Source organism: Bacillus sp. FJAT-29790, from assembly GCF_019039215.1.
In the GTDB taxonomy this organism is placed as follows: domain Bacteria; phylum Bacillota; class Bacilli; order Bacillales; family Cytobacillaceae; genus Cytobacillus.
Window position 1 is genome coordinate 1284496 of the sequence record NZ_JAHNZZ010000001.1, and the last position, 18562, is coordinate 1303057.

The 18562-nt window shown below is 39.8% G+C and carries 19 protein-coding genes; 5 read left to right on the forward strand and 14 right to left on the reverse strand.

Annotated elements, in window-relative coordinates:
- Nucleotides 1–37 precede the first annotated feature (37 nt).
- The 3 genes from BGM26_RS05985 to BGM26_RS05995 form a co-directional block, all read right to left on the reverse strand.
- Complete coding sequence (locus BGM26_RS05985) at nt 38–1426, reverse strand: purple acid phosphatase family protein (RefSeq protein WP_367949269.1); 1389 nt, start codon at nt 1424–1426, stop codon at nt 38–40.
- A 233-nt stretch (nt 1427–1659) separates the two neighbouring features.
- Nucleotides 1660–2436: a hypothetical protein gene (locus BGM26_RS05990; RefSeq protein WP_217038795.1), complete on the reverse strand. Its 777-nt coding sequence runs from the start codon at nt 2434–2436 to the stop codon at nt 1660–1662.
- 204 nt (nt 2437–2640) lie between these two features.
- Nucleotides 2641–3450 (reverse strand): hypothetical protein, encoded by an 810-nt coding sequence (locus BGM26_RS05995; protein ID WP_217038796.1) that lies wholly within the window; start codon nt 3448–3450, stop codon nt 2641–2643.
- 59 nt (nt 3451–3509) lie between these two features.
- Here BGM26_RS05995 and BGM26_RS06000 point away from each other — a divergent pair, with 59 nt between their 5' ends.
- Nucleotides 3510–3734 (forward strand): hypothetical protein, encoded by a 225-nt coding sequence (locus BGM26_RS06000; protein WP_217038797.1) that lies wholly within the window; start codon nt 3510–3512, stop codon nt 3732–3734.
- Between the two features lies 1 nt (nt 3735).
- On the opposite strand, the gene BGM26_RS06005 is transcribed toward BGM26_RS06000, so the two are convergent.
- Nucleotides 3736–4209, reverse strand: a complete 474-nt coding sequence (locus tag BGM26_RS06005; RefSeq protein ID WP_217038798.1) for an Hsp20/alpha crystallin family protein — start codon at nt 4207–4209, stop codon at nt 3736–3738.
- Between the two features lie 71 nt (nt 4210–4280).
- Here BGM26_RS06005 and BGM26_RS06010 point away from each other — a divergent pair, with 71 nt between their 5' ends.
- A complete protein-coding gene (locus tag BGM26_RS06010; protein ID WP_217038799.1) occupies nt 4281–4520 on the forward strand; it encodes a hypothetical protein in 240 nt (79 codons plus the stop codon).
- A gap of 16 nt (nt 4521–4536) precedes the next feature.
- The gene (locus BGM26_RS06015; RefSeq protein WP_217038800.1) at nt 4537–4773 is read left to right on the forward strand and encodes a hypothetical protein; all 237 of its coding nucleotides are present in this window, start codon (nt 4537–4539) and stop codon (nt 4771–4773) included.
- 201 nt (nt 4774–4974) lie between these two features.
- Here the strand turns inward: BGM26_RS06015 and shc are convergent, their stop codons facing one another.
- Entirely contained in the window at nt 4975–6855 is a 1881-nt protein-coding gene (gene shc, locus BGM26_RS06020) for a squalene--hopene cyclase (RefSeq protein ID WP_217038801.1), read from the reverse strand.
- 227 nt (nt 6856–7082) lie between these two features.
- Between shc and BGM26_RS06025 the strand changes: the two genes are divergently transcribed.
- Complete coding sequence (locus BGM26_RS06025; protein ID WP_367949324.1) at nt 7083–8087, forward strand: DUF2515 family protein; 1005 nt, start codon at nt 7083–7085, stop codon at nt 8085–8087.
- Complete coding sequence (locus BGM26_RS06030) at nt 8020–8490, forward strand: CBO0543 family protein (protein WP_217038802.1); 471 nt, start codon at nt 8020–8022, stop codon at nt 8488–8490. Before BGM26_RS06025 ends, BGM26_RS06030 begins: the two co-directional genes overlap by 68 nt.
- A 302-nt stretch (nt 8491–8792) precedes the next feature.
- On the opposite strand, the gene BGM26_RS06035 is transcribed toward BGM26_RS06030, so the two are convergent.
- The 9 genes from BGM26_RS06035 to BGM26_RS06070 all read right to left on the reverse strand — a co-directional run bounded on the left by BGM26_RS06035 (nt 8793) and on the right by BGM26_RS06070 (nt 18554).
- Nucleotides 8793–9152 (reverse strand): hypothetical protein, encoded by a 360-nt coding sequence (locus BGM26_RS06035; RefSeq protein WP_217038803.1) that lies wholly within the window; start codon nt 9150–9152, stop codon nt 8793–8795.
- Nucleotides 9153–9271: 119 nt separating this feature from the next.
- Nucleotides 9272–11719: a DNA topoisomerase IV subunit A gene (gene parC, locus BGM26_RS06040; protein WP_217038804.1), complete on the reverse strand. Its 2448-nt coding sequence runs from the start codon at nt 11717–11719 to the stop codon at nt 9272–9274.
- Complete coding sequence (parE, locus tag BGM26_RS06045; RefSeq protein WP_217038805.1) at nt 11719–13695, reverse strand: DNA topoisomerase IV subunit B; 1977 nt, start codon at nt 13693–13695, stop codon at nt 11719–11721. Before parE ends, parC begins: the two co-directional genes overlap by 1 nt.
- Before the next feature lie 525 nt (nt 13696–14220).
- A complete protein-coding gene (locus BGM26_RS06050) occupies nt 14221–14628 on the reverse strand; it encodes a CoA-binding protein (protein ID WP_483297794.1) in 408 nt (135 codons plus the stop codon).
- 111 nt (nt 14629–14739) lie between these two features.
- Nucleotides 14740–16077 carry a 5'-deoxyadenosine deaminase gene (locus BGM26_RS06055; RefSeq protein WP_217038807.1) on the reverse strand — a complete coding sequence of 446 codons (1338 nt, stop codon included), beginning with the start codon at nt 16075–16077 and terminating at the stop codon, nt 14740–14742.
- A 15-nt stretch (nt 16078–16092) separates the two neighbouring features.
- Complete coding sequence (locus BGM26_RS21415; RefSeq protein WP_367949270.1) at nt 16093–16383, reverse strand: M20/M25/M40 family metallo-hydrolase; 291 nt, start codon at nt 16381–16383, stop codon at nt 16093–16095.
- Complete coding sequence (locus tag BGM26_RS06060; RefSeq protein WP_254119067.1) at nt 16380–17231, reverse strand: M20 family metallopeptidase; 852 nt, start codon at nt 17229–17231, stop codon at nt 16380–16382. Before BGM26_RS06060 ends, BGM26_RS21415 begins: the two co-directional genes overlap by 4 nt.
- Entirely contained in the window at nt 17231–17854 is a 624-nt protein-coding gene (locus BGM26_RS06065; protein ID WP_217038808.1) for a DUF1989 domain-containing protein, read from the reverse strand. The genes BGM26_RS06060 and BGM26_RS06065 overlap by 1 nt, the downstream gene beginning before the upstream one ends.
- A 16-nt stretch (nt 17855–17870) precedes the next feature.
- A complete protein-coding gene (locus BGM26_RS06070; RefSeq protein ID WP_217038809.1) occupies nt 17871–18554 on the reverse strand; it encodes a cyclase family protein in 684 nt (227 codons plus the stop codon).
- Nucleotides 18555–18562 lie beyond the last annotated feature (8 nt).

Sequence of the window (18562 nt, forward strand, 5' to 3'; positions counted from 1 at the left end):
ATGTTAATTTTACATATGATTTTGACCCTTAATGCTGTTAATTCTTAGCGTTTTTCTCTTCTTGCTTCTCTTTTTCCCACTGGGTGTTTGTTATTTCCTTGATCTGCTTTTGTCCACTTGGCGTTTTATTAATTTCAAAACCATCGAATAAATTTCCTGTAGCCGTACGTGCCTCGTAGGATAGTGTATCTCCATTAATTCGGACGAGTTGGTATAGCTGAGTATCCTTTATAGCATTGCGAACTTGAGCGCCATTCTCATCCCAGTTTTTAGAAGTAAAGTCATACATCTTTGGACCGGAAACCGAAACGACAAATACGGTGTCACTCTTTGTGCTCATTGCATTTTGCCCCGAAGATTTGTTAGTAACATGACCACGGGCATAGCTATGGTCGTGACCTTGAAGGACTAAATCAACACTGTATTTTTCAATTAAAGGAAGCAACTTATTCCGAACTTCCACATTGTCGCGCCCTGGAGAGTTGGCGTAGATTGGATGATGGAATGTGATTACCGTCCATTTATTCGGATTATTTTCTAGGACCTGTTCAAGCCAGGCAACTTGTTTATCCAGGTTGCTGCCTTTAGCATTGGTATCAAGCGAAATGATTCGCATTCCTTGATAATCAGTGTAATATACAGTTTCTTCAAAGCCTGCAGGCCCGTTCTCTGGAAGAGCAAACTGTGGGCGCCAATATTGGGACAGACCGGATGGTTCACCTTTTACAATTTTCGAGTATTCATGGTTTCCAGGAGTCGGAATACTAGACACCATGCCGTTGAGCCAGCCACCGGCTTTGAACCATTCCCCCCACTGCTCGTCTGCATCACCATGATTGATTAAATCTCCCGCATGAATAATGAATTTGGCATCTGGCAAGTCTGAATATGCATTGCGAATGACACGCGACCAATGTTCAAGGATGTCGTTTTGGGCGTCACCTACATAAAGAAATGAGAATGGTTCAGATTTATCGGAAGCTGTGGAAAATTCGAACCATTCGCTCCAGTTAGCTCCATCTCCGACTCGATATAAGTACTTTGTGTTCGGATTAAGATTTTCGAAATTTACAGTGTGGAATTTGGCCGTGTATGGCTGATTCCCCTTTACCTCACTACTGCTTTCGGCCATCACGATTTTCGCCTTGGCCTTGAAAGCAGGACCGTCTTCTGCAACCGCAATCTGGGCTTGCGGGGTGACGACATTAACATCTGTTCGCCAAGTTACCGCTTGTGTTGTAGCTGTATCGCCCTTCCAGCTTAAAATAATCCGATCCGGGATTGGTGTAGGCTTGTACGTTTCTGCAGCAGGATACTTTGTTGCGGTTAAATCTGCAAGTGCGACATTCATTGTAGGCACTGCACCAATAAGCAGAGCTGATAATAGAATCGTACGTGACTTAGAGCTTTTCATTATTTTCTTCACTACCATTCTCCTCCTAAGTATGTAATTACAACCAAATGATAGCTTAGTAGTGTTAAAAAATAATGAAAATTCGTAAATTTAGAGTAAAAAAACGGCAAATAATTGTAAAGAAATATGGGTAAAATTACCTGTAAAACTTAATACCCATAAATAATTTTTCTAGATAACAATTGGCTGCAGCAACTCCGGAATCCTTATTCTCCTGACACTACCCCTAAAAACATAACAACCATCTACTTGGTCCCTTTTGTTTTTCTTGGATTAGTTTCCTTTATTTTCATGCCCATAAGTACCCATTTTCCGTTTTCATAGAACCAAGTCGATTCGACAATCGCAATTGTATCCGCATGAATCGCCCCACTAATAGCTTGAGATCCAATCAATCCATACTGTTCACCCTTTACAAGGACAGGCTTTAGGGTTGAATATGCGTCAACCATAAGCTCAGTCGGCTCACTAAGCCTTCCATTTTGGTAAAGTCCCGAACGCTCGTACTCGTCCGCCCTATCCCTCAAATCAAACATATACGATTTACCTGTATCCTGAATCGTAATCCTTGCTTTATAGCCATTTAAAAATTGGCTGTTCATGACGAGCGGATCTGGAACAGTTAAATTTGTTAAATTGAAATCTTTTAATGAGTATAGATAATATTTGGTTATCCCTCCACTTCCGCCGGTGTCAACGCCAATATACATATCTGCAACTCCATCATGATTTAAATCGACGAAATCAATCTTGGGGCGTAACCCTCCATCTAGCTCTACTCGATATGTTTTTCCGTTTGATGCGGAAATCTCCATATAAATTTCTTTTAAATAATCCCCGTCTTCCACATAGGGGATTCCTGTAATAATAACAGTATCTTTTTTTCCGTCTCCGCTAACATCCACTTTATCTTTCGAAACCGTAATGATCTTGTTTCCGTCCTCTACTGCATATACCCCTGTAATCGCTGAAAGAGCCATGTAGAAAAAAGCCGCTAATGCAATGACCAATTCCTTTTTCATTGTAATTCACACCCTCCCTAGACATCCTTGCAGTTATTTTGTCCAGTTGAGGGAAATAAATGTAAAAAACCTCTTGTCCGAAATTGGGCAAGAGGTTAGTAAAAATAATGTTATTCGGCTGTTTTTAATAAATTCGATGTTCGTTTCCCAATGATAGTAGTTTTCTACTACAGAACTAAAAGCAAAAAGGAAAATAGAATTCTTTCATGATTCACTATTGTTCTCTTCCGTTAGTTCTTCAATTGGGATATCAGTGAATGGTTCATCTTCGCTTGAACTCGAACTCGATTCCGAGGCACTTGATGATTCATCGGCTGTTGATTCTTCTTGACTCTTTTCAAAATCATCCTTTATCGTGTTAAATTCTTTAAAATCCTCCTTAATTTGTTCAGAGACCTCTTTTGGGATGGTGTCCCTTCCATATGTCGCGCCAATGTTAAGTACCCCGCTCAATTCTTTAATTCCTAACTGGGCAAAATTATTATTTTGCTCATATTTATCAAGATAGAATTTATCAATTCGTATTTCCTTTATGATAACTGATTGTTCACTTCCCTTCTTTTCCTTCCCATTAACTTCCGTTTGAAAACTTGAGAGTTTTTCTTCGATGACGGAGATCCGGTTGAGGATGTCCGCTTGGTTTTCATTCAGCCAAAAACAATTTTGTTCCAGTTCAAGAATTTGTTGGCCCATCGAATCCACTTTTTTGAATAACGGGTGCAGCTTTTTAAGAATGGAGGCTTCGATTGACCGGGCTTCTTCTTGTATGTTAGGTATCTTTCTTTCTTCCTCTTGTTTTGCAATCGGGACTGAATGTGTGGATATTTTTTTATTTACAGCCATTAATTCGTCTTTCAATTTAAGTAGCGGAAAAATCTTTTCTTCTAATTTTAATAGACTTTTTACACGGAACTCGAGTGTATTTAGCTTTAAATAATTTTTCTCCAGTTCGGCAATTTTTTTATTGATTATTTCATTATTTGGGTTTTGATTGAATAATCCTTTTATAGACATATGTAATCCCCACATTTTTAAGTTATTTGAGTGCTTAAAACGAAGGAGGAACGATAAAAATGATTTCGCCAACGAATATCAATATTCAAGGAGTTTGTATTAATAGTGTTGACAGGCTCGGACGCATCTCGGTGAGTTCAACGATGCAAATTGGGAATCATGCGAAAAATCATCGGGTTGAAGGATTTGGTGAACAAAGTGGCGATCACGTTGTGTTTCACAATCCGAAAATTGCTATTGATGACTCTGACCTCGAAGATACACAAGCAGAAAAGATGGGATAGGTTATTCGATTGTCACTCTTTCCTCTTGCAGATATATTCTTTTATATGTCAATGTGAGTAGCCCATTTTGAAATTTGGCACGAATCTGATTGGTATCCGCTGGCTCAGGCAATTCGATTACACGCTGAAACTGACCCTGATTTCTTTCCTGTAAAATTGGCTGTCCTCCAACGATAGGAGTTGACATCCCCTTAAGTAAAAGCTTATTGCCCGATACAGATACTTGGATGTCTTCTTTAGCATAACCGGCTAAATCAGCCAGCACAATTACTTCTGAATCTGTCATGTATATATCTATGTTGGGATATACGGTTCTAGATGAGGGTTGACCTTTTGCATCCGAGGAAGGACCCATGTCCATATTTTCTTTCATAAACTGGCTAAAGGAGGATTGATCAAGCATGCCATTCCAAAAATCACCTGATTGGTATTTCTGAGCTAGCTCCATCCATTGCTTTAATTTTTCGAAATCCATGCTGTTTCCTCCTTTCTGAAAATCATAAAATTACTCATTTTGAATATAGTTCGATAAGGAGGTGGGCTCCAGTGGCAGGTGCATCTATTAATATTAATATTTTTCTTTTAAAAATTAATTCCTTTGAAAATTGCTCAGCAGTAAATGTTGGACAAAATTTGATGGCCGATTGGAATAATTCGGATAAGAAAACACAAGGTTACGGTCAAAATTTTGGGGATAACAGCGGCTTCATTGGCACAAAAAGCTGTGTAGATGACCGGGATCTTATAGACAGCCCTTCAACATTTCAAAAGATTCCATTACCGTGAAACAGGAGGTAGAAAAATGGGTATTTTTGGACCGGTATTCGTTAATTTGCTTGTGTTTAAGGTGAACGCAATGGACCGCGGGGCTTCAACGAGTCTTGGTCCCAATCAGCATATTGACACATTTCTATCTAACAAACAAAATCAAGGGTTTGGCGAGGGAAACGGGGATTTTGCCTTCACGAACATACCAATGATCTTACAGAATGATTCAGATGTAAATGATACAAATTCTGTAAAAGTCAGCGCAATTTAGAATAAATAAAAGCCTTCTTATATTTCTTCTTTGCAATTGCCTGACTGGAGTCTGGCCACTTCACCCTCGTCAACAATGTATGATAAAGAATTTTTCCACCTTTACCCTGTTATATAATTTGTATTTCGCCAAAACAAATAGAGAAGGCGCATTTTTAATTTAACCGCCTTCTCTATTTGTTAATACACTGGAAAATGACCGTTATTCTAAAAATTTCCGCTTATAATTCGCCAATGCAAGCAATGGGAACACATAGTTATAACTATGGTAATTCACATAAAATCCTCCTGCCATCCCCTGCCCTGTTGGATAAGAGAAAGTCCAATCATGTCTTTCAAATCCCTCAAGCAAAAACTTCACTCCAGCTTGGATCGCCGGTGTCGGCTGAATGGCCGCGGCAATGAGTGCATCCAGCGCCCACGCTGTTTGGGATAATGTGCTAGTGCCAAGCGGAACATAATAATTCATGATATCACTTTTGCATGACTCTCCCCATCCACCATCCGCATTTTGAATATTCTGCAGCCATGTGACCGCTTTTTGAATTGAATCGTGATATGGTGAAACACCGGAAGCAATTATGCCAGTAACAGCCGCCCATGTCCCATATAAATAACAGATCCCCCAGCGCCCATACCAAGACCCATCTTTTTCTTGGTTCTTGAGCAACCAATTAATTCCCCGTTTTATTACCGGATTTTTCTTCGTCATGTGGGTATAGTTTCCTAGAAATTCAAGCGTTCTACCTGTAAGATCTGTCGTACTGGGATCTGTGACCAAATATTTTGCCCCTTCAATCGGAATAAGTTTCCATAAATTTTTATTTATGTTTTTTTCAAAAGAAGGCCATCCACCATCGTCATTTTGCATGGATATCAGCCATTTCATTCCCTTCTGCCATTGATCACTAATCTGAGAATTTGTAAATACAAGCTGAGACATGGCCCTTAGGGATGATGTTGTATCATCAATATCCGGATTCATTGTATTGATGTTCGAAAATCCCCATCCTCCTGGAACACCCCCAGGATTATGCACTACCCAATCCCCGTATTTATGTTGCTGACGGTCAAGCAAATACCGGTTTGCCTGTTCACATACTGGTTCAAGTGGAGATACTCCCGCTTTTTGAAGTGCAAAGCAAATTAATGACGTATTCCATACACCGGCAGTTGTATACTGCATATGGGTATATCCATCGATGCGGAATTTCATCTTTATTAAGCCGTTGACTGCCTTTATAATGATGGGGTCATTTTTTTGGTATCCGAGCGATAGTAATGAAAAAATCATCAGAAAGGTTGCACTGAAATAGCTATACAATGTTCCATCCGGTTCAATCCGGTCAAGCATATATTTTTTTGCTTTGTTAATTGCAAGTGAATGGATTTGCCATGGCAGCCCAATTAATCCTTTCACCCCTTCTTCGATAGCTGTAAAAAGGGATCTCCATTCCGGCTTTCTTTCCCAATTAAAAAAATCATCCTCTCTTGAAGTAAACAAATCAGAAATATTCGGACTCCATTTCGTCCTAAGGCTGAACTTTTTATCCGCTAATATCAATATAGGAGCAAGATTAACTCTGCCAACGACCGAAATATCAAAAAAGTTAATCAGGAAAGATTGCGGCAAAAGGATGACTTCAACAGGGAGAGGAAAGAATGTCGGCCATTTATACCGGCCGGTTAAGGCAAGCATAACTTTTGTAAACATATGTGATTTTTCGATTCCACCGTTTGCTAGAATAAATTGTTTTGCTGCCTCCAGCCTCTTGTCATCCTTGCTGTAATAACCCGAAAAAAGAAGAGAATAATAGGATTGCAGTGTTGCCGTTAAATTGCCATCCCCCTCATCATGAAATAGCTTCCAAGCCCCATTTTCTTCTTGCTTGGCTAAAATTCGTTCTGCTAACTCTTGAATTAATTTTTCATCATTAATTTCTAGAGTGCGTAATAAGATAATCATAAATGCATCTGTTGCGAGCCCTGTCTCAAACGGGTATTGCCAGGAACCATCAGGAGCTTGATCTTTTTTTAAGATTTCAACGATTCTTTGAATCCCAGCTTCAGTCTCAAGCTTCACTAATGACTCACCTCCCTTTCTAAAACACTTCTTTTCTATTCATATTCTTCTGTTAAAAAAGAATACGTCAAAGGAGGGGAAAGAATATTTTTTTCCTGAGAAACGGAACGAAAAAGCCACAACTTACCGCTGCACAATTGGAAATAAGAGCAGATTTAAAGAATAGGATTAAGGAGCATAAAACAGCTTTTCCTTTAAATGAAGAAGATGAACGGTTACTTCGTAAAATTCGAGGATTAACAGCCGAGCATAATCTCAACAATGTCACAAGAACAAAAGCCTATCTCAATTTTTACCGAAAGTACCCAGAAGTTCACTGGGCATTTCTCGGTCATATGGTTTCCCGGAACGGCGGATGGAATATGACTGATTTGAAAGGAGAGTTGCTTTCAAAATTATTAGATGAAAGGACAAAAAAGGATTTCTTTGGTTTTTTGGAACGAGGGAACTGGCTGATCTTTCAAGATGCCTACCCACAATTTCTTGTTTATGACGAAAGCATAAAAAGAGAACAAAATTTATTTCATTTGCTTCCTCATTTAAACATTTCTATTTTCATGCAATCCGTTTGGAATTATTTTTGGCACCACAGGGACAAAACGACTTTAACAATCGCTCTCGTTATTAATGAGCAAAGCTATCTTGAAAAGCAAGTCATCCAAAATGCTTTTTTTAAAGATAAAGTACTCGATACGCTAGAATTCATGCTCCAGGATATTCTTTCTTTGAATCACATCTTATTTCCTTTCGTGGATGAGAAAGGCGAAAATATTGCAATCATCGGACAAACTTTAAACCATTTCAATTCACTCCATGAACGAATTTTGCTTGGAAAGCGACTGTACCGCATCCTTTTCGGGGATAAAATCCAACTGGAGAAGACCCTTATTTGGGCCTTTTCCCATCCGCACACTGGATCTCGAAAAGATTATTGGCCTCATATTTTTAATGATCTGAAGGAGGCGCTGCCTGGCTTTGGGTTTACGAAAAGATTAAAAAATTGCCAGCTTCGAAAAGGAGCGGTGCGTTTATACAGCCCAAGACTTGAACTTGCATGGAGGAATGTTGACCATTTGCCTGCTCAGCCAGTTGAATGGTTTGATAGCTTGGATACGATCAATTGTTTACGGGAATTAGATGAAAATATCGATGGAGAGATAAGCGATGAATACTGCGAAACACTCGATAAACTCGAACTTGCCGCCATTGCAAAAAAAGCAATCTTCATTTAAAAAGCGAGTCACTTATTTTCCTACGATCGTATTTGCTGCTCTGCTTGGAACTTATTTAGACCTTTATTTTGTCGAAAAAAAACTATATGAGTTTCCAGTCCGGCCTTTTCCGGAACTTTTTTCAATAAATATTTCCTTTACACTGATAACTCTACCTTTATTAACAGGTGTCTTTCTCTTTATTGCCCAAAGATTAAATAGGGTGGGAAGATGTTGTCTACTTGTTGCAGCAAGTGCTTTGACACCTGTAGTAGAGATGTATTCAGAGAAATGGGGCTTCTTTCGACATACCGGCAGTTGGAATCATGCATATTCAATTTTAGGATATCTATTGTTTTTAATCATCATTTGGCATGTTTTTAAGTGGACGAATAAAGGAATTTGGAGTGAAAAATATAATTAACAGCTCGATTGGGAGTGACGCTTTATCTATAAAGGTAATATTTATTAAGGCTGTTTTCGTAAAGTTTGTTGTAATCGGGAACAATGCCCGTTCCTTTCCGCTACAGGCACTTGCTTTCCGCGGGGAGGAAGTCGAGCCTCCTCGACGTTCCGTCTGCGGGGTCTCGACTTTTCCTCTATCTCCCGCTGGAGTCAAGTGCCTTCCGCTCCAATCCACTCACCGTTTTCAGTGGGGGAAATGCAGCTAAAAAACCAAATACAAATATAGTGGATTTCGTATAAGAAATCACACTATATTTTTTATCATTTATAATCCTCCAACGAATTTGATCTATAAAGATCAGTATCTGCTAACCATTCACTCAAGCCTATTATCGTATAGTATTTATTTGAATCCGATTCTATATATGGAATTCCTCTCCCGACGGTATGTATTTGATTTCTATCTATTTCATCGAATTCTATTTCTGATATTCCTAAATACTCTGCCATTTCTTCTTTAGTTAACAATGGATTTTCCATTACCTCTTTAGTAGCCTTTTCAATAAGAATTTGGGAATCATCATTCGTTGTATTTTTTAAAGAATTTGATATTATTACAGAGCTTATTAGAACTGATAATGATAAAAATATTACTGATATAGCTGTGAAATTCATTTTCATAACAAACCATCATGCCTTTCAAGTATTTTATTTTCAATATTAACATAGGAAAGATTCATAATGTTGTGAAATTAGGAAATAGACAAAAAACCCTGCTAGTTTTAAGCAGGGTTTTTTGTTTATTCTTCAGGAATATTTTTCTCTTGGATAGCTTCAATTTTCCAAACATGTTCGGCCTTTCCGCTTTCTGATTCATCTATAATAAATGAACCATTTGAATATCGATCATTAAATCTGATTGCAGATGCTTTCAATGTTTCAATTTGACCTTTTTCAGTCTCAATATAAATATCGTCATTCCCCCTCACAATGACAAAGCCGATGACACGGTGAGGATTTGATTTTAATTCTCTTAACATGACAACGCCCCGTTTCGCACGCGTTGTTCGTTCAAACTCACTTAACTTCATTTTTTTCACAGAGCAACGTTGAGTGACAATCACTATAGACTGTTCTTGCGGATTCTCAATTATCTGACCACCAGTAAGGAAATCATCGTCTTTCAGATTGATCCCTTTGACTCCGGCAGCCCTTGTTCCGACTATATTTACTTCTTCCTCGTGGAACCAGAGGGCATAGCCATGATGTGTAGCCAAAAACAGATCTTTATCCCCGTCCGTTATATGAACATCAATCAGTTCATCAATGCCCTTTACATTAACGGCAACGAGCGGTTTAGAGTACCTTTGAGCTTTATAAGCTTTTAGCTCCGTTTTCTTAACCATTCCGTTCTTTGTCACAAACAACAGATACGAATCCGTTTCAAAATCCTTGACAGGAAGTGCTTTGACAATCGTCTCATCATCGTCGATTGGAATAATATTTGCAATATGCTGCCCAAGATCCTTCCAGCGGATATCCGGCAGGGTATGGACCGGACAGTATAAATAATTTCCTTTGTTTGTAAACACAAGCAGTACATCCGTCGTGTTCATATCAAGCTGAGTGAGAAGAAGGTCCGAATCCTTCATGCCGAAATCCTGGCCATTAGATGCTGCGAATGAGCGCGGGCTTGTTCGCTTCACATAGCCTTCCTTTGTCACAGTTACAATGACATCTTCACTTGCGACCAAAACTTCAAGATTAATTTTTATTTCTTCGATCTCTGCTTCGATTGTTGTTCGACGAGTATCAGCGAAACGCTTTTTCACATCTCTTAGCTCTTTCTGAATAACAGCATAAAGCTTTTTCTCACTCACTAAAATAGCTGTAAGCTCTTCGATTTTCTTCGCCAATTCCTCTGCTTCTGCACGTAACGCAGTAATATCCGTATTCGTCAAACGATATAGCTGCAAGGAAACGATGGCTTCCGCCTGCGGTTCCGTAAAAGCAAATTTAGCCATTAAATTATCTTTCGCATCCCGCTTGTCTTTAGAAGCTCTAATAGCTGCAATTACTTCATCAAGAATGGAAAGAGCTTTCATAAGCCCCTCGACAATATGCTGTCGTGCTTGAGCTTTTTCCAATTCATATTGGGACCTTTTTGTGACTACTTCCTTTCGATGCTGAATATACGCATCTAACAGTTCTCTAAGCCCCATAAGCTTAGGATGCCTGTTATGGATGGCAACCATATTAAAACTATATGGAACTTGTAAATCACTATTTTTATATAAGTAGTTCAGAACACCTTCTGGATCAGCGTCTTTTTTTAACTCAATAACAATTCTTAAGCCTGTCCGGTCCGTTTCGTCGCGGACTTCGGCGATCCCTTCCACTTTCCTGTCTAAACGGAATTCATCCATTTTCTTGACGAGGTTTGCTTTATTCACTTCAAAAGGAATTTCGGTAATGACGATTTGCTTTTTACCGCCGCGAAGATCTTCAAATTCAGCTTTACCACGGATGATTATTCTCCCTTTACCTGTTTCATAGGCTTTCTTAATCCCGTCAACTCCTTGAATGATTCCACCTGTCGGAAAATCAGGCCCCTTTACGTGCTCCATTAAATCATCTACAGAACACTCAGGGTTGTTCATTCGATGGATGACTCCATCAATCACTTCATTGAGGTGATGGGGAGGAATATCCGTCGCATATCCAGCTGAAATGCCTGTTGAACCATTAACAAGGAGATTTGGAAACATCGCAGGCAGGACAGTAGGTTCATTCGATGTATCATCAAAGTTTGGAACAAAATCTACTGTTCTTTTTTCAATATCCTTGAGTAATTCAGCCGATATGGCAGAGAGTCTTGCTTCTGTATAACGCATTGCTGCAGGCGGATCACCATCGATACTACCATTATTCCCGTGCATTTCCACAAGAAAGTTGCGTACCTTCCAGTTCTGACTCATCCGAACCATCGCATCGTAGACGGATGTGTCTCCATGCGGATGATAATTACCGATTACGTTCCCAACTGTTTTTGCTGACTTCCGAAAGCCTTTATCATGCGTATTTCCTTCAACATGCATAGCATACAGAATCCGACGCTGTACTGGCTTTAGTCCATCCCGGGCATCTGGCAAAGCCCGTTCCTGAATAATATATTTACTATATCGACCAAATCTGTCGCCAAGAACATCTTCGAGAGGGAGATCGCGAAATTTTTCTGCCGATTTCATTATTCAATCTCCTCCTCTAAAACCGAAATATTTTCATTTTCAAGAATGCTGCCATCTTCTTCAAGGCCGAATGCCACATTTGATTCAATCCATTTTCGTCGCGGTTCTACCTTATCGCCCATAAGCGTAGTTATCCGGCGCTCTGCTCTTGCAGCATCATCAATTCTCACCCGAATTAACGTACGTGTCTCCGGGTCCATTGTTGTTTCCCAGAGCTGGTCGGCATTCATTTCACCGAGACCTTTATACCGCTGGAGCATATAGCCTTTCCCGACCTTTTTAATTGCGTCCTGTAAATCATCATCGCTCCAGGCATATTCGATCACTTCTTTTTTACCCGCTCCACGGCTTACTTTATATAAAGGTGGCAGTGCGATAAATATCTTTCCCGCATCAAGTAGTGGTCTCATATAGCGATAAAAGAAGGTAAGAAGCAGAACTTGAATATGGGCCCCGTCTGTATCAGCGTCCGTCATGATAATTACCTTTTCATAATTAATATCATCCAAATTAAAATCAGCACCGACCCCGGCACCAACGGCATGGATGATCGTATTGATCTCTTCATTTTTGAAGATATCCTGCAGCTTTGCTTTCTCCGTATTGATTACTTTTCCGCGCAGTGGAAGAACAGCTTGGAAACGTCTGTCTCTCCCTTGTTTCGCTGAACCGCCCGCTGAATCTCCTTCCACTAAATATAATTCATTTTTCTGTGGATTTCTTGATTGAGCCGGTGTTAATTTACCGGAAAGAACGGCTTCGGATCGTTTTCTTTTCTTGCCGCTTCTTGCATCTTCACGGGCTTTTCGAGCGGCTTCACGGGCTTGATACGCTTTAATCGCTTTTTTAAGTAATAGTGAACTAATATTTGGATTTTCTTCAAGAAAATAGGTCAGATTTTCAGATACGACTGCATCGACTGATGACCTGGCCTCACTTGTTCCGAGTTTGCCTTTTGTCTGCCCTTCAAACTGAAGCTGGTCTTCAGGAACCCGCACGGAAATAATCGCTGTAAATCCCTCACGAATATCGGATCCATCAAGGTTCTTATCTTTTTCTTTTAGAAAATTAACTTTTCTTGCATATTCATTAAAAACACGAGTCATTGCTGTTTTAGCTCCCGCTTCATGTGTTCCTCCGTCTTTCGTTCGCACATTATTAACGAAGGAAAGAACATTCTCTGAATATCCATCATTAAATTGGAATGCAAAATCGACTTCGATCCCATTATGCTGCCCTTCGAAGCTGACTACAGGTTGAAGCACGTCTTTTTCTTCATTTAAATATTCCACAAAGGCTTCGATTCCATTTTCATAATGAAAGATTTCCTGGATGCCATTGCGTTCATCAGTAATTTCAATCTTCATTCCCTTTAACAGGAAAGCTGATTCACGAAGACGCTCACAAAGGGTTTCATAGTTATATGAGGTGGTGGAGAAGATGTCTTTATCTGGTTTAAAGTGAATGATCGTACCAGTTTGATTTGTTTTCCCCGTTTTCTCTAGCGTTGTTGCTGGTTTTCCGCCATTTTCAAAACGCTGTTCATAAACAAAACCGTCCCGCCTAATCTTGACAACAAGCCACTCCGAAAGGGCATTCACAACAGATGCACCTACGCCATGGAGACCTCCGCTTGTTTTATAACCGCCCTGGCCAAATTTTCCGCCTGCGTGCAGGACTGTTAATATCACTTCAGGTGTTGGTTTCCCCGTACTATGTATTCCAGTTGGCATTCCTCTGCCTTTATCTTGAACACTTATTGAGTTATCTTTATGGATTTTGATAATGATATGGTCACCGTAACCTGCCAGTGCTTCATCGACAGCGTTATCGACAATTTCATATACAAGATGGTGAAGCCCTCTTGCATCTGTACTTCCAATGTACATCCCTGGGCGTTTTCTTACTGCTTCAAGCCCTTCGAGTACTTGTATGGCATCATCATTATAATCAAAAGCTTCCTGATTTCTTGCCACGAACATTCCCCTTTCATTTGTTGCAAAAAACAATGTATTACTTTATTTATTATGAAGGAATTGGGGACGAAGGCTACGCTAACTTATCAAGTATAGCCAAGCTATTAAGTAAATAGGCTAGATTCTCCTAGATTAATTAGCGAAATTTCGCTTCGCTCGTACACCATATTGTGTTGGTTTGGTTTAGAAATCCCAAAAATCCTTCATGGTAAATGGTGGCCTTTATAAGCCATTTTCATTTTGTATCCTGTCGAACTTTCGTATAGATATTCGTCTAATAAGGCATTTTTCCTTTATTTTATGTTAGAATTCCATTTGAAGAACGAATGTTCGATATGTGTATTTTACCATATTTTTTAATGGCGTCTATGCTTTATTGTATCTATTTATTCCATTTTGGCAAATGAGTTTTCAATTTAATTGTTGATTGGTCAGCTATTTTGAGATTCTTAAAGCCTTTTATTTCAATATTTTTTAGAAAGAATAAAAAAACATGAGACCTTATTCAGATCTCATGCAGTCCTCTTATTTTGTTAAGGCATGCTCTACCTTAATGCAACGATCCATGATCACTGTATACCCTTTTTCCTTTAAAAAGTTATAGGCTTCTTCATTAGCAAGTCCTTGCTGTGCCCAGAAGATATCGGCATCTATTTCAGCGAATTCTTTTGCCACTTTAAGCAAATGTTCTGAACGGCGGAATACGTTCACGATGTCAACGTGGCCTTCAATTTCTTTTAAGGATGAAACTGCCTTCACACCTAATACTTCATCGACTGTCGGATTAACCGGAATGATCTCATAGCCGGCATCCTGCATCGCTTTAGACACCATGTAAGAAGTTCTTTCAGGGTTCCCGCTAAGGCCCACAACAGCAATTCGTTTTGCTTTTTTTAACATCAAACCGATTTCATCACGACTTGGATTTTCAATGGCCATTTTTATTCCTCCATTTTCAAGTTCCATATTTAAGAAAAGTCTATCTTAATATTACCGAAAAAATGGCCGCTTATCTAATAATTGGCTTTAAATAACAGCCTTGCCTTAGTACACAACTGTTTCCAGCCTTTTTATTAGACGTTTGATCGCAATGTTTGATTCTTTTAATATAACCTTTTTATCAATGGTGTTTAAACGTCTATTTTCCATTAGGATTTTACCGTTTATAATGGTCGATTCGACATCTGCTCTTGTTGCGGAATAAACAATTCTCGAAATTGGGTCAATCTCAAAGGAGGGATAAACATGAAAATCGTTTAAGTTTAAAATGGCGAGATCAGCCTTTTTTCCAGGCTCTAGGCTGCCAATTTCATTTTCCATCCCGACCGCTTTTGCCCCGCCAATCGTAGCCATTCGGAATATCGTACTCGCCTTCATAGCTGTAGGCCCATGAATAGGCTTCTGTATGATGGCTGCGAGTCTCATTTCATTGAACATATCAAGGTTATTATTACACGGGGCCCCATCTGCACCGAGACTTACATGGACATGTAAATCCAACAAGGAAGGTACTTCAGCGATACCTGAAGCGAGCTTTAAGTTGGATCCAGGACAGTGACTGACCTTTACACCCCGCTCTTTAATAATTCTTTTTTCTTCATCATCAAGCCAAACACAGTGTGCAAGGATTAATCGTTCATTGGCAAGGCCGATGCTGTCTAAGTACACCACATTTCGCATGCCGTGCTCTTTTTTGACTAAAATAATTTCATTCGCATTTTCTGACGCATGAGTATGAACTTTGACATTATATTTTGCCGAAAGATCTCTCACACTTATTAATAATTCTTCCGTGCAGGAAACAACAAAACGGGGACAAAATGCATACTGTATCCGGCCACTGTCGTGATTATGCCATTTTTCTAGCAGCTCAACGCTCTGTTGAATCGAATCCGTTGTTTTCTCCCTTAAAAGGAGAGGGACCTCGTCTCCCTTATCCATCATGACTTTTCCTGCTAAGGCACGAATGCCGCTTTGAGCAATCGCCTTAAATGCGGATTCTGTATGATTGACTGTTTCCATATCTACAACTGTTGTTGTGCCGCTTTGGATTAATTCTCCGATTCCAAGCATGGCTGAATAATAGATCGATTCTTCATCATGGGATGCTTCAAGTGGCCAAATTTTTTGCTTTAGCCAATCCAACAGTTCGAGATCATCGGCCTGACCCCGAAATAATGTCTGGCAGAGATGGATATGCGTCTGAATAAAGCCTGGAATAACCGTTCGGCCTGTTGCGTCAATTACCTTGTTCGCCATATGAGGCAGATTTTGTCCGATTTCTACGATCCGATCATCAACAATATAAATATCCCCGTTAACGATCCTTTCATTAGCATCCATCGTTATAATTTCGGCATTTTTAATGAGTATGCTGCTCATTAGCCCCCTCCTAGTCTAATCCGACTGTTGATTGTCATACGATAAGATCAGCGTTTTATAAAACTCAATCGATCTTTTATATGCTGATAAGCTAACCCATTCATTTGGCTGATGGGCAAGCTTTTCATCACCAGGACCATAAATGAGCGTCGGGATTTCACTTCGCGGATTTAGAACAGCCCCATCTGTATAATAAGAGACGCCAAAGCAATTCGAGTCTGTTTGATTTTTTATCGCTATTGCGCTTTGGATAATATCTGCTGATGGAGAGGTTAGTATCGGTGGGCGATCTAAAATTTTTGTCACTTTAAATTTAAGAACTTCATTTTTTTTACGAGCTGATTTAATCTTACGTTCAACTCTTCAATTAATCCGTCGTGTGATTGCGGAGGAATAGAACGAATATCTACTCTGATGGTGCACCTGTCTGGAATAACGTTTGTTTGGATGCCTCCTTCAATCATCGTCACAGCCAAGCTGCTGCTGCCAAGCTTTATGTTTTCAATCCTCCACTCGTTTTTCAATGTTTCTAATGTTTTGATCACAAGAATCATGTGGTCAACTGCATTTATCCCCTGATCAGGCATTGAGCCATGAGCGGTTTTTCCATAAGTGGAAATCTCTAGCCAAAGCGCTCCCTTGTGGCCAATAACAACTTTCTCATTTGTTGGCTCTGCGATAACGAGTGCATCAATTGTTCTGTTCTCGTTCCCTTCTAGAAAGGCCCTGGCCCCGCAGCTATCCACTTCCTCACCAGCAGTAGCCAAAAATGTAATCGATGCTTTCGGAGTTATTTTCTCCAAAAACAATGACTCAAGTGCTAAATACATCGCCGCCAAGCCGCTCTTCATGTCAGATGCGCCTCGGCCGTATATCCTGTCACCAACGATCTCACCTGAAAAAGGATCAAAATTCCAATTAGCATCCCCAGGTGAAACCGTGTCCATATGACCGCATAAAAAAAGGTGCTTATCACCCGTTCCCCTAATGGTTATTTCAAAATTACTACGATTCTCCATAAGAGTCGTTACTTGGTATGGCACTCGATTTTTCTGACATCTTTCCATAAAAACTTCCGATACTTTATGTTCATTTCCAGGGGGATTCGAGCTGTTTATGCGGAGAAGCTGCTGTAGGAACTGAACTTCATCCATTATTCTGCCTCCACTATTTGCATTTTTAATGAAGTTACCTTCCAGCCATTGACCGGAGCCATATCCTGTGAACAAGTTGTACAGGCGATAACAACATCTTCTAACGCTTTGAGTCTTACATAATCACCTGGTTTTGAAAGCGGTTCGGAAATAACGTAATCACCAAGATCATCAAGGACATTGTTCATAAATAAATTGATCGGATCTGGAACGACAGATGGGTTAATATCATATTTTTTCAATGCTGTTTCCAGATTGTCATAACAATTCGGATGATCCTCTTTATTGAAATCCATCTTATACCGGTAATAATCACATGCTGGAAAAAAGAAATCATGCTTGCCTACGGTATCTTCCATGAGCTGCATAAGTGGACGGCGCCGGTTACTGTATAAGAAATCACCTATTTTTAACCGAATGCTGCTTAAAGATGCCCTCATATGGACCGGAGAAACATGCTCAGCTGGATCGGCATGATTAAAGCAGACAAAGTCTCCAACCTGCTTCCCTTCCATATCAATGATAATCAGCTCTTCTCCTTTTCGTAAAAAAGCACTTCTGCCTTCATATGGAGGAATGATAATTTCTTCACGAATTTGTCCTCTTTTAAAGAGATTTTCCAAGTAATCACCTCCGTATTTATTCAATAAAGACAGCAACTGCCCTTATCGGGGATCCGGTTCCTTTTCGGATCCGAAGTGGAAGCCCAAAGTATAAAAAACGCATGCCAGAGATCTGATCAAGATTACATAAATTTTCGGTATTCGTTATCCCATATTCTCTGCATACAAGATGTCCGGAATAATTTGGATCTTCCGGGTGATCGATGGCAGGTGCGTCGATGCCAATATTGACAACCCCTTGATCTGCAAGCCATTTTGCTGCGTTATAATCGAGTCCTGTATAGGTTGTCAGCCACTCATCTGTCCCATACGAGCGGTTATAATGTCCTGTGTAGAGGAGGACAATATCTCCTTTTTCCACATATTGCTTTGATTGGAGAAGAGCTTCTTCAAGATCTCGGCTTGTAATACATCGGCTTGGTGAGACATGGGAAAGGTCCAAGCATACCGCTGGCCCGTAAAAATAGTCTAACGGCATTTCATCGATGTATTTTCCGCTCGGGTCATATTCATATGTTGCATCACTATGTGTGGGTCCGTGCTCATTAATTAATAGATTGTTTGTAGCAAATTGAAACCCGATTTGTTTCTCACTTTCTTCATGAGATATATTAGGAAAAATCATTGTTTTTTGATGAAGGGGGAAAACTGGCATTCCCTGGTAGATTTCCTGTGTCAAATCAACTACTCTGACTCCCATGATTACCC

Bases quoted from the DNA above. Each gene is read 5' to 3' on its own strand.
- BGM26_RS05990 (WP_217038795.1), bottom strand. From the start codon at position 2,436: ATGAAAAAGGAATTGGTCATTGCATTAGCGGCTTTTTTCTACATGGCT.
- BGM26_RS05995 (WP_217038796.1), bottom strand. From the start codon at position 3,450: ATGTCTATAAAAGGATTATTCAATCAAAACCCAAATAATGAAATAATC.
- BGM26_RS06000 (WP_217038797.1), top strand. From the start codon at position 3,510: ATGATTTCGCCAACGAATATCAATATTCAAGGAGTTTGTATTAATAGT.
- BGM26_RS06005 (WP_217038798.1), bottom strand. From the start codon at position 4,209: ATGGATTTCGAAAAATTAAAGCAATGGATGGAGCTAGCTCAGAAATAC.
- BGM26_RS06015 (WP_217038800.1), top strand. From the start codon at position 4,537: ATGGGTATTTTTGGACCGGTATTCGTTAATTTGCTTGTGTTTAAGGTG.
- BGM26_RS06030 (WP_217038802.1), top strand. From the start codon at position 8,020: ATGAATACTGCGAAACACTCGATAAACTCGAACTTGCCGCCATTGCAA.
- BGM26_RS06035 (WP_217038803.1), bottom strand. From the start codon at position 9,152: ATGAAAATGAATTTCACAGCTATATCAGTAATATTTTTATCATTATCA.
- parC (WP_217038804.1), bottom strand. From the start codon at position 11,719: ATGAAATCGGCAGAAAAATTTCGCGATCTCCCTCTCGAAGATGTTCTT.
- BGM26_RS06055 (WP_217038807.1), bottom strand. From the start codon at position 16,077: ATGAGCAGCATACTCATTAAAAATGCCGAAATTATAACGATGGATGCT.
- BGM26_RS06060 (WP_254119067.1), bottom strand. From the start codon at position 17,231: ATGGATGAAGTTCAGTTCCTACAGCAGCTTCTCCGCATAAACAGCTCG.
- BGM26_RS06070 (WP_217038809.1), bottom strand. From the start codon at position 18,554: ATGGGAGTCAGAGTAGTTGATTTGACACAGGAAATCTACCAGGGAATG.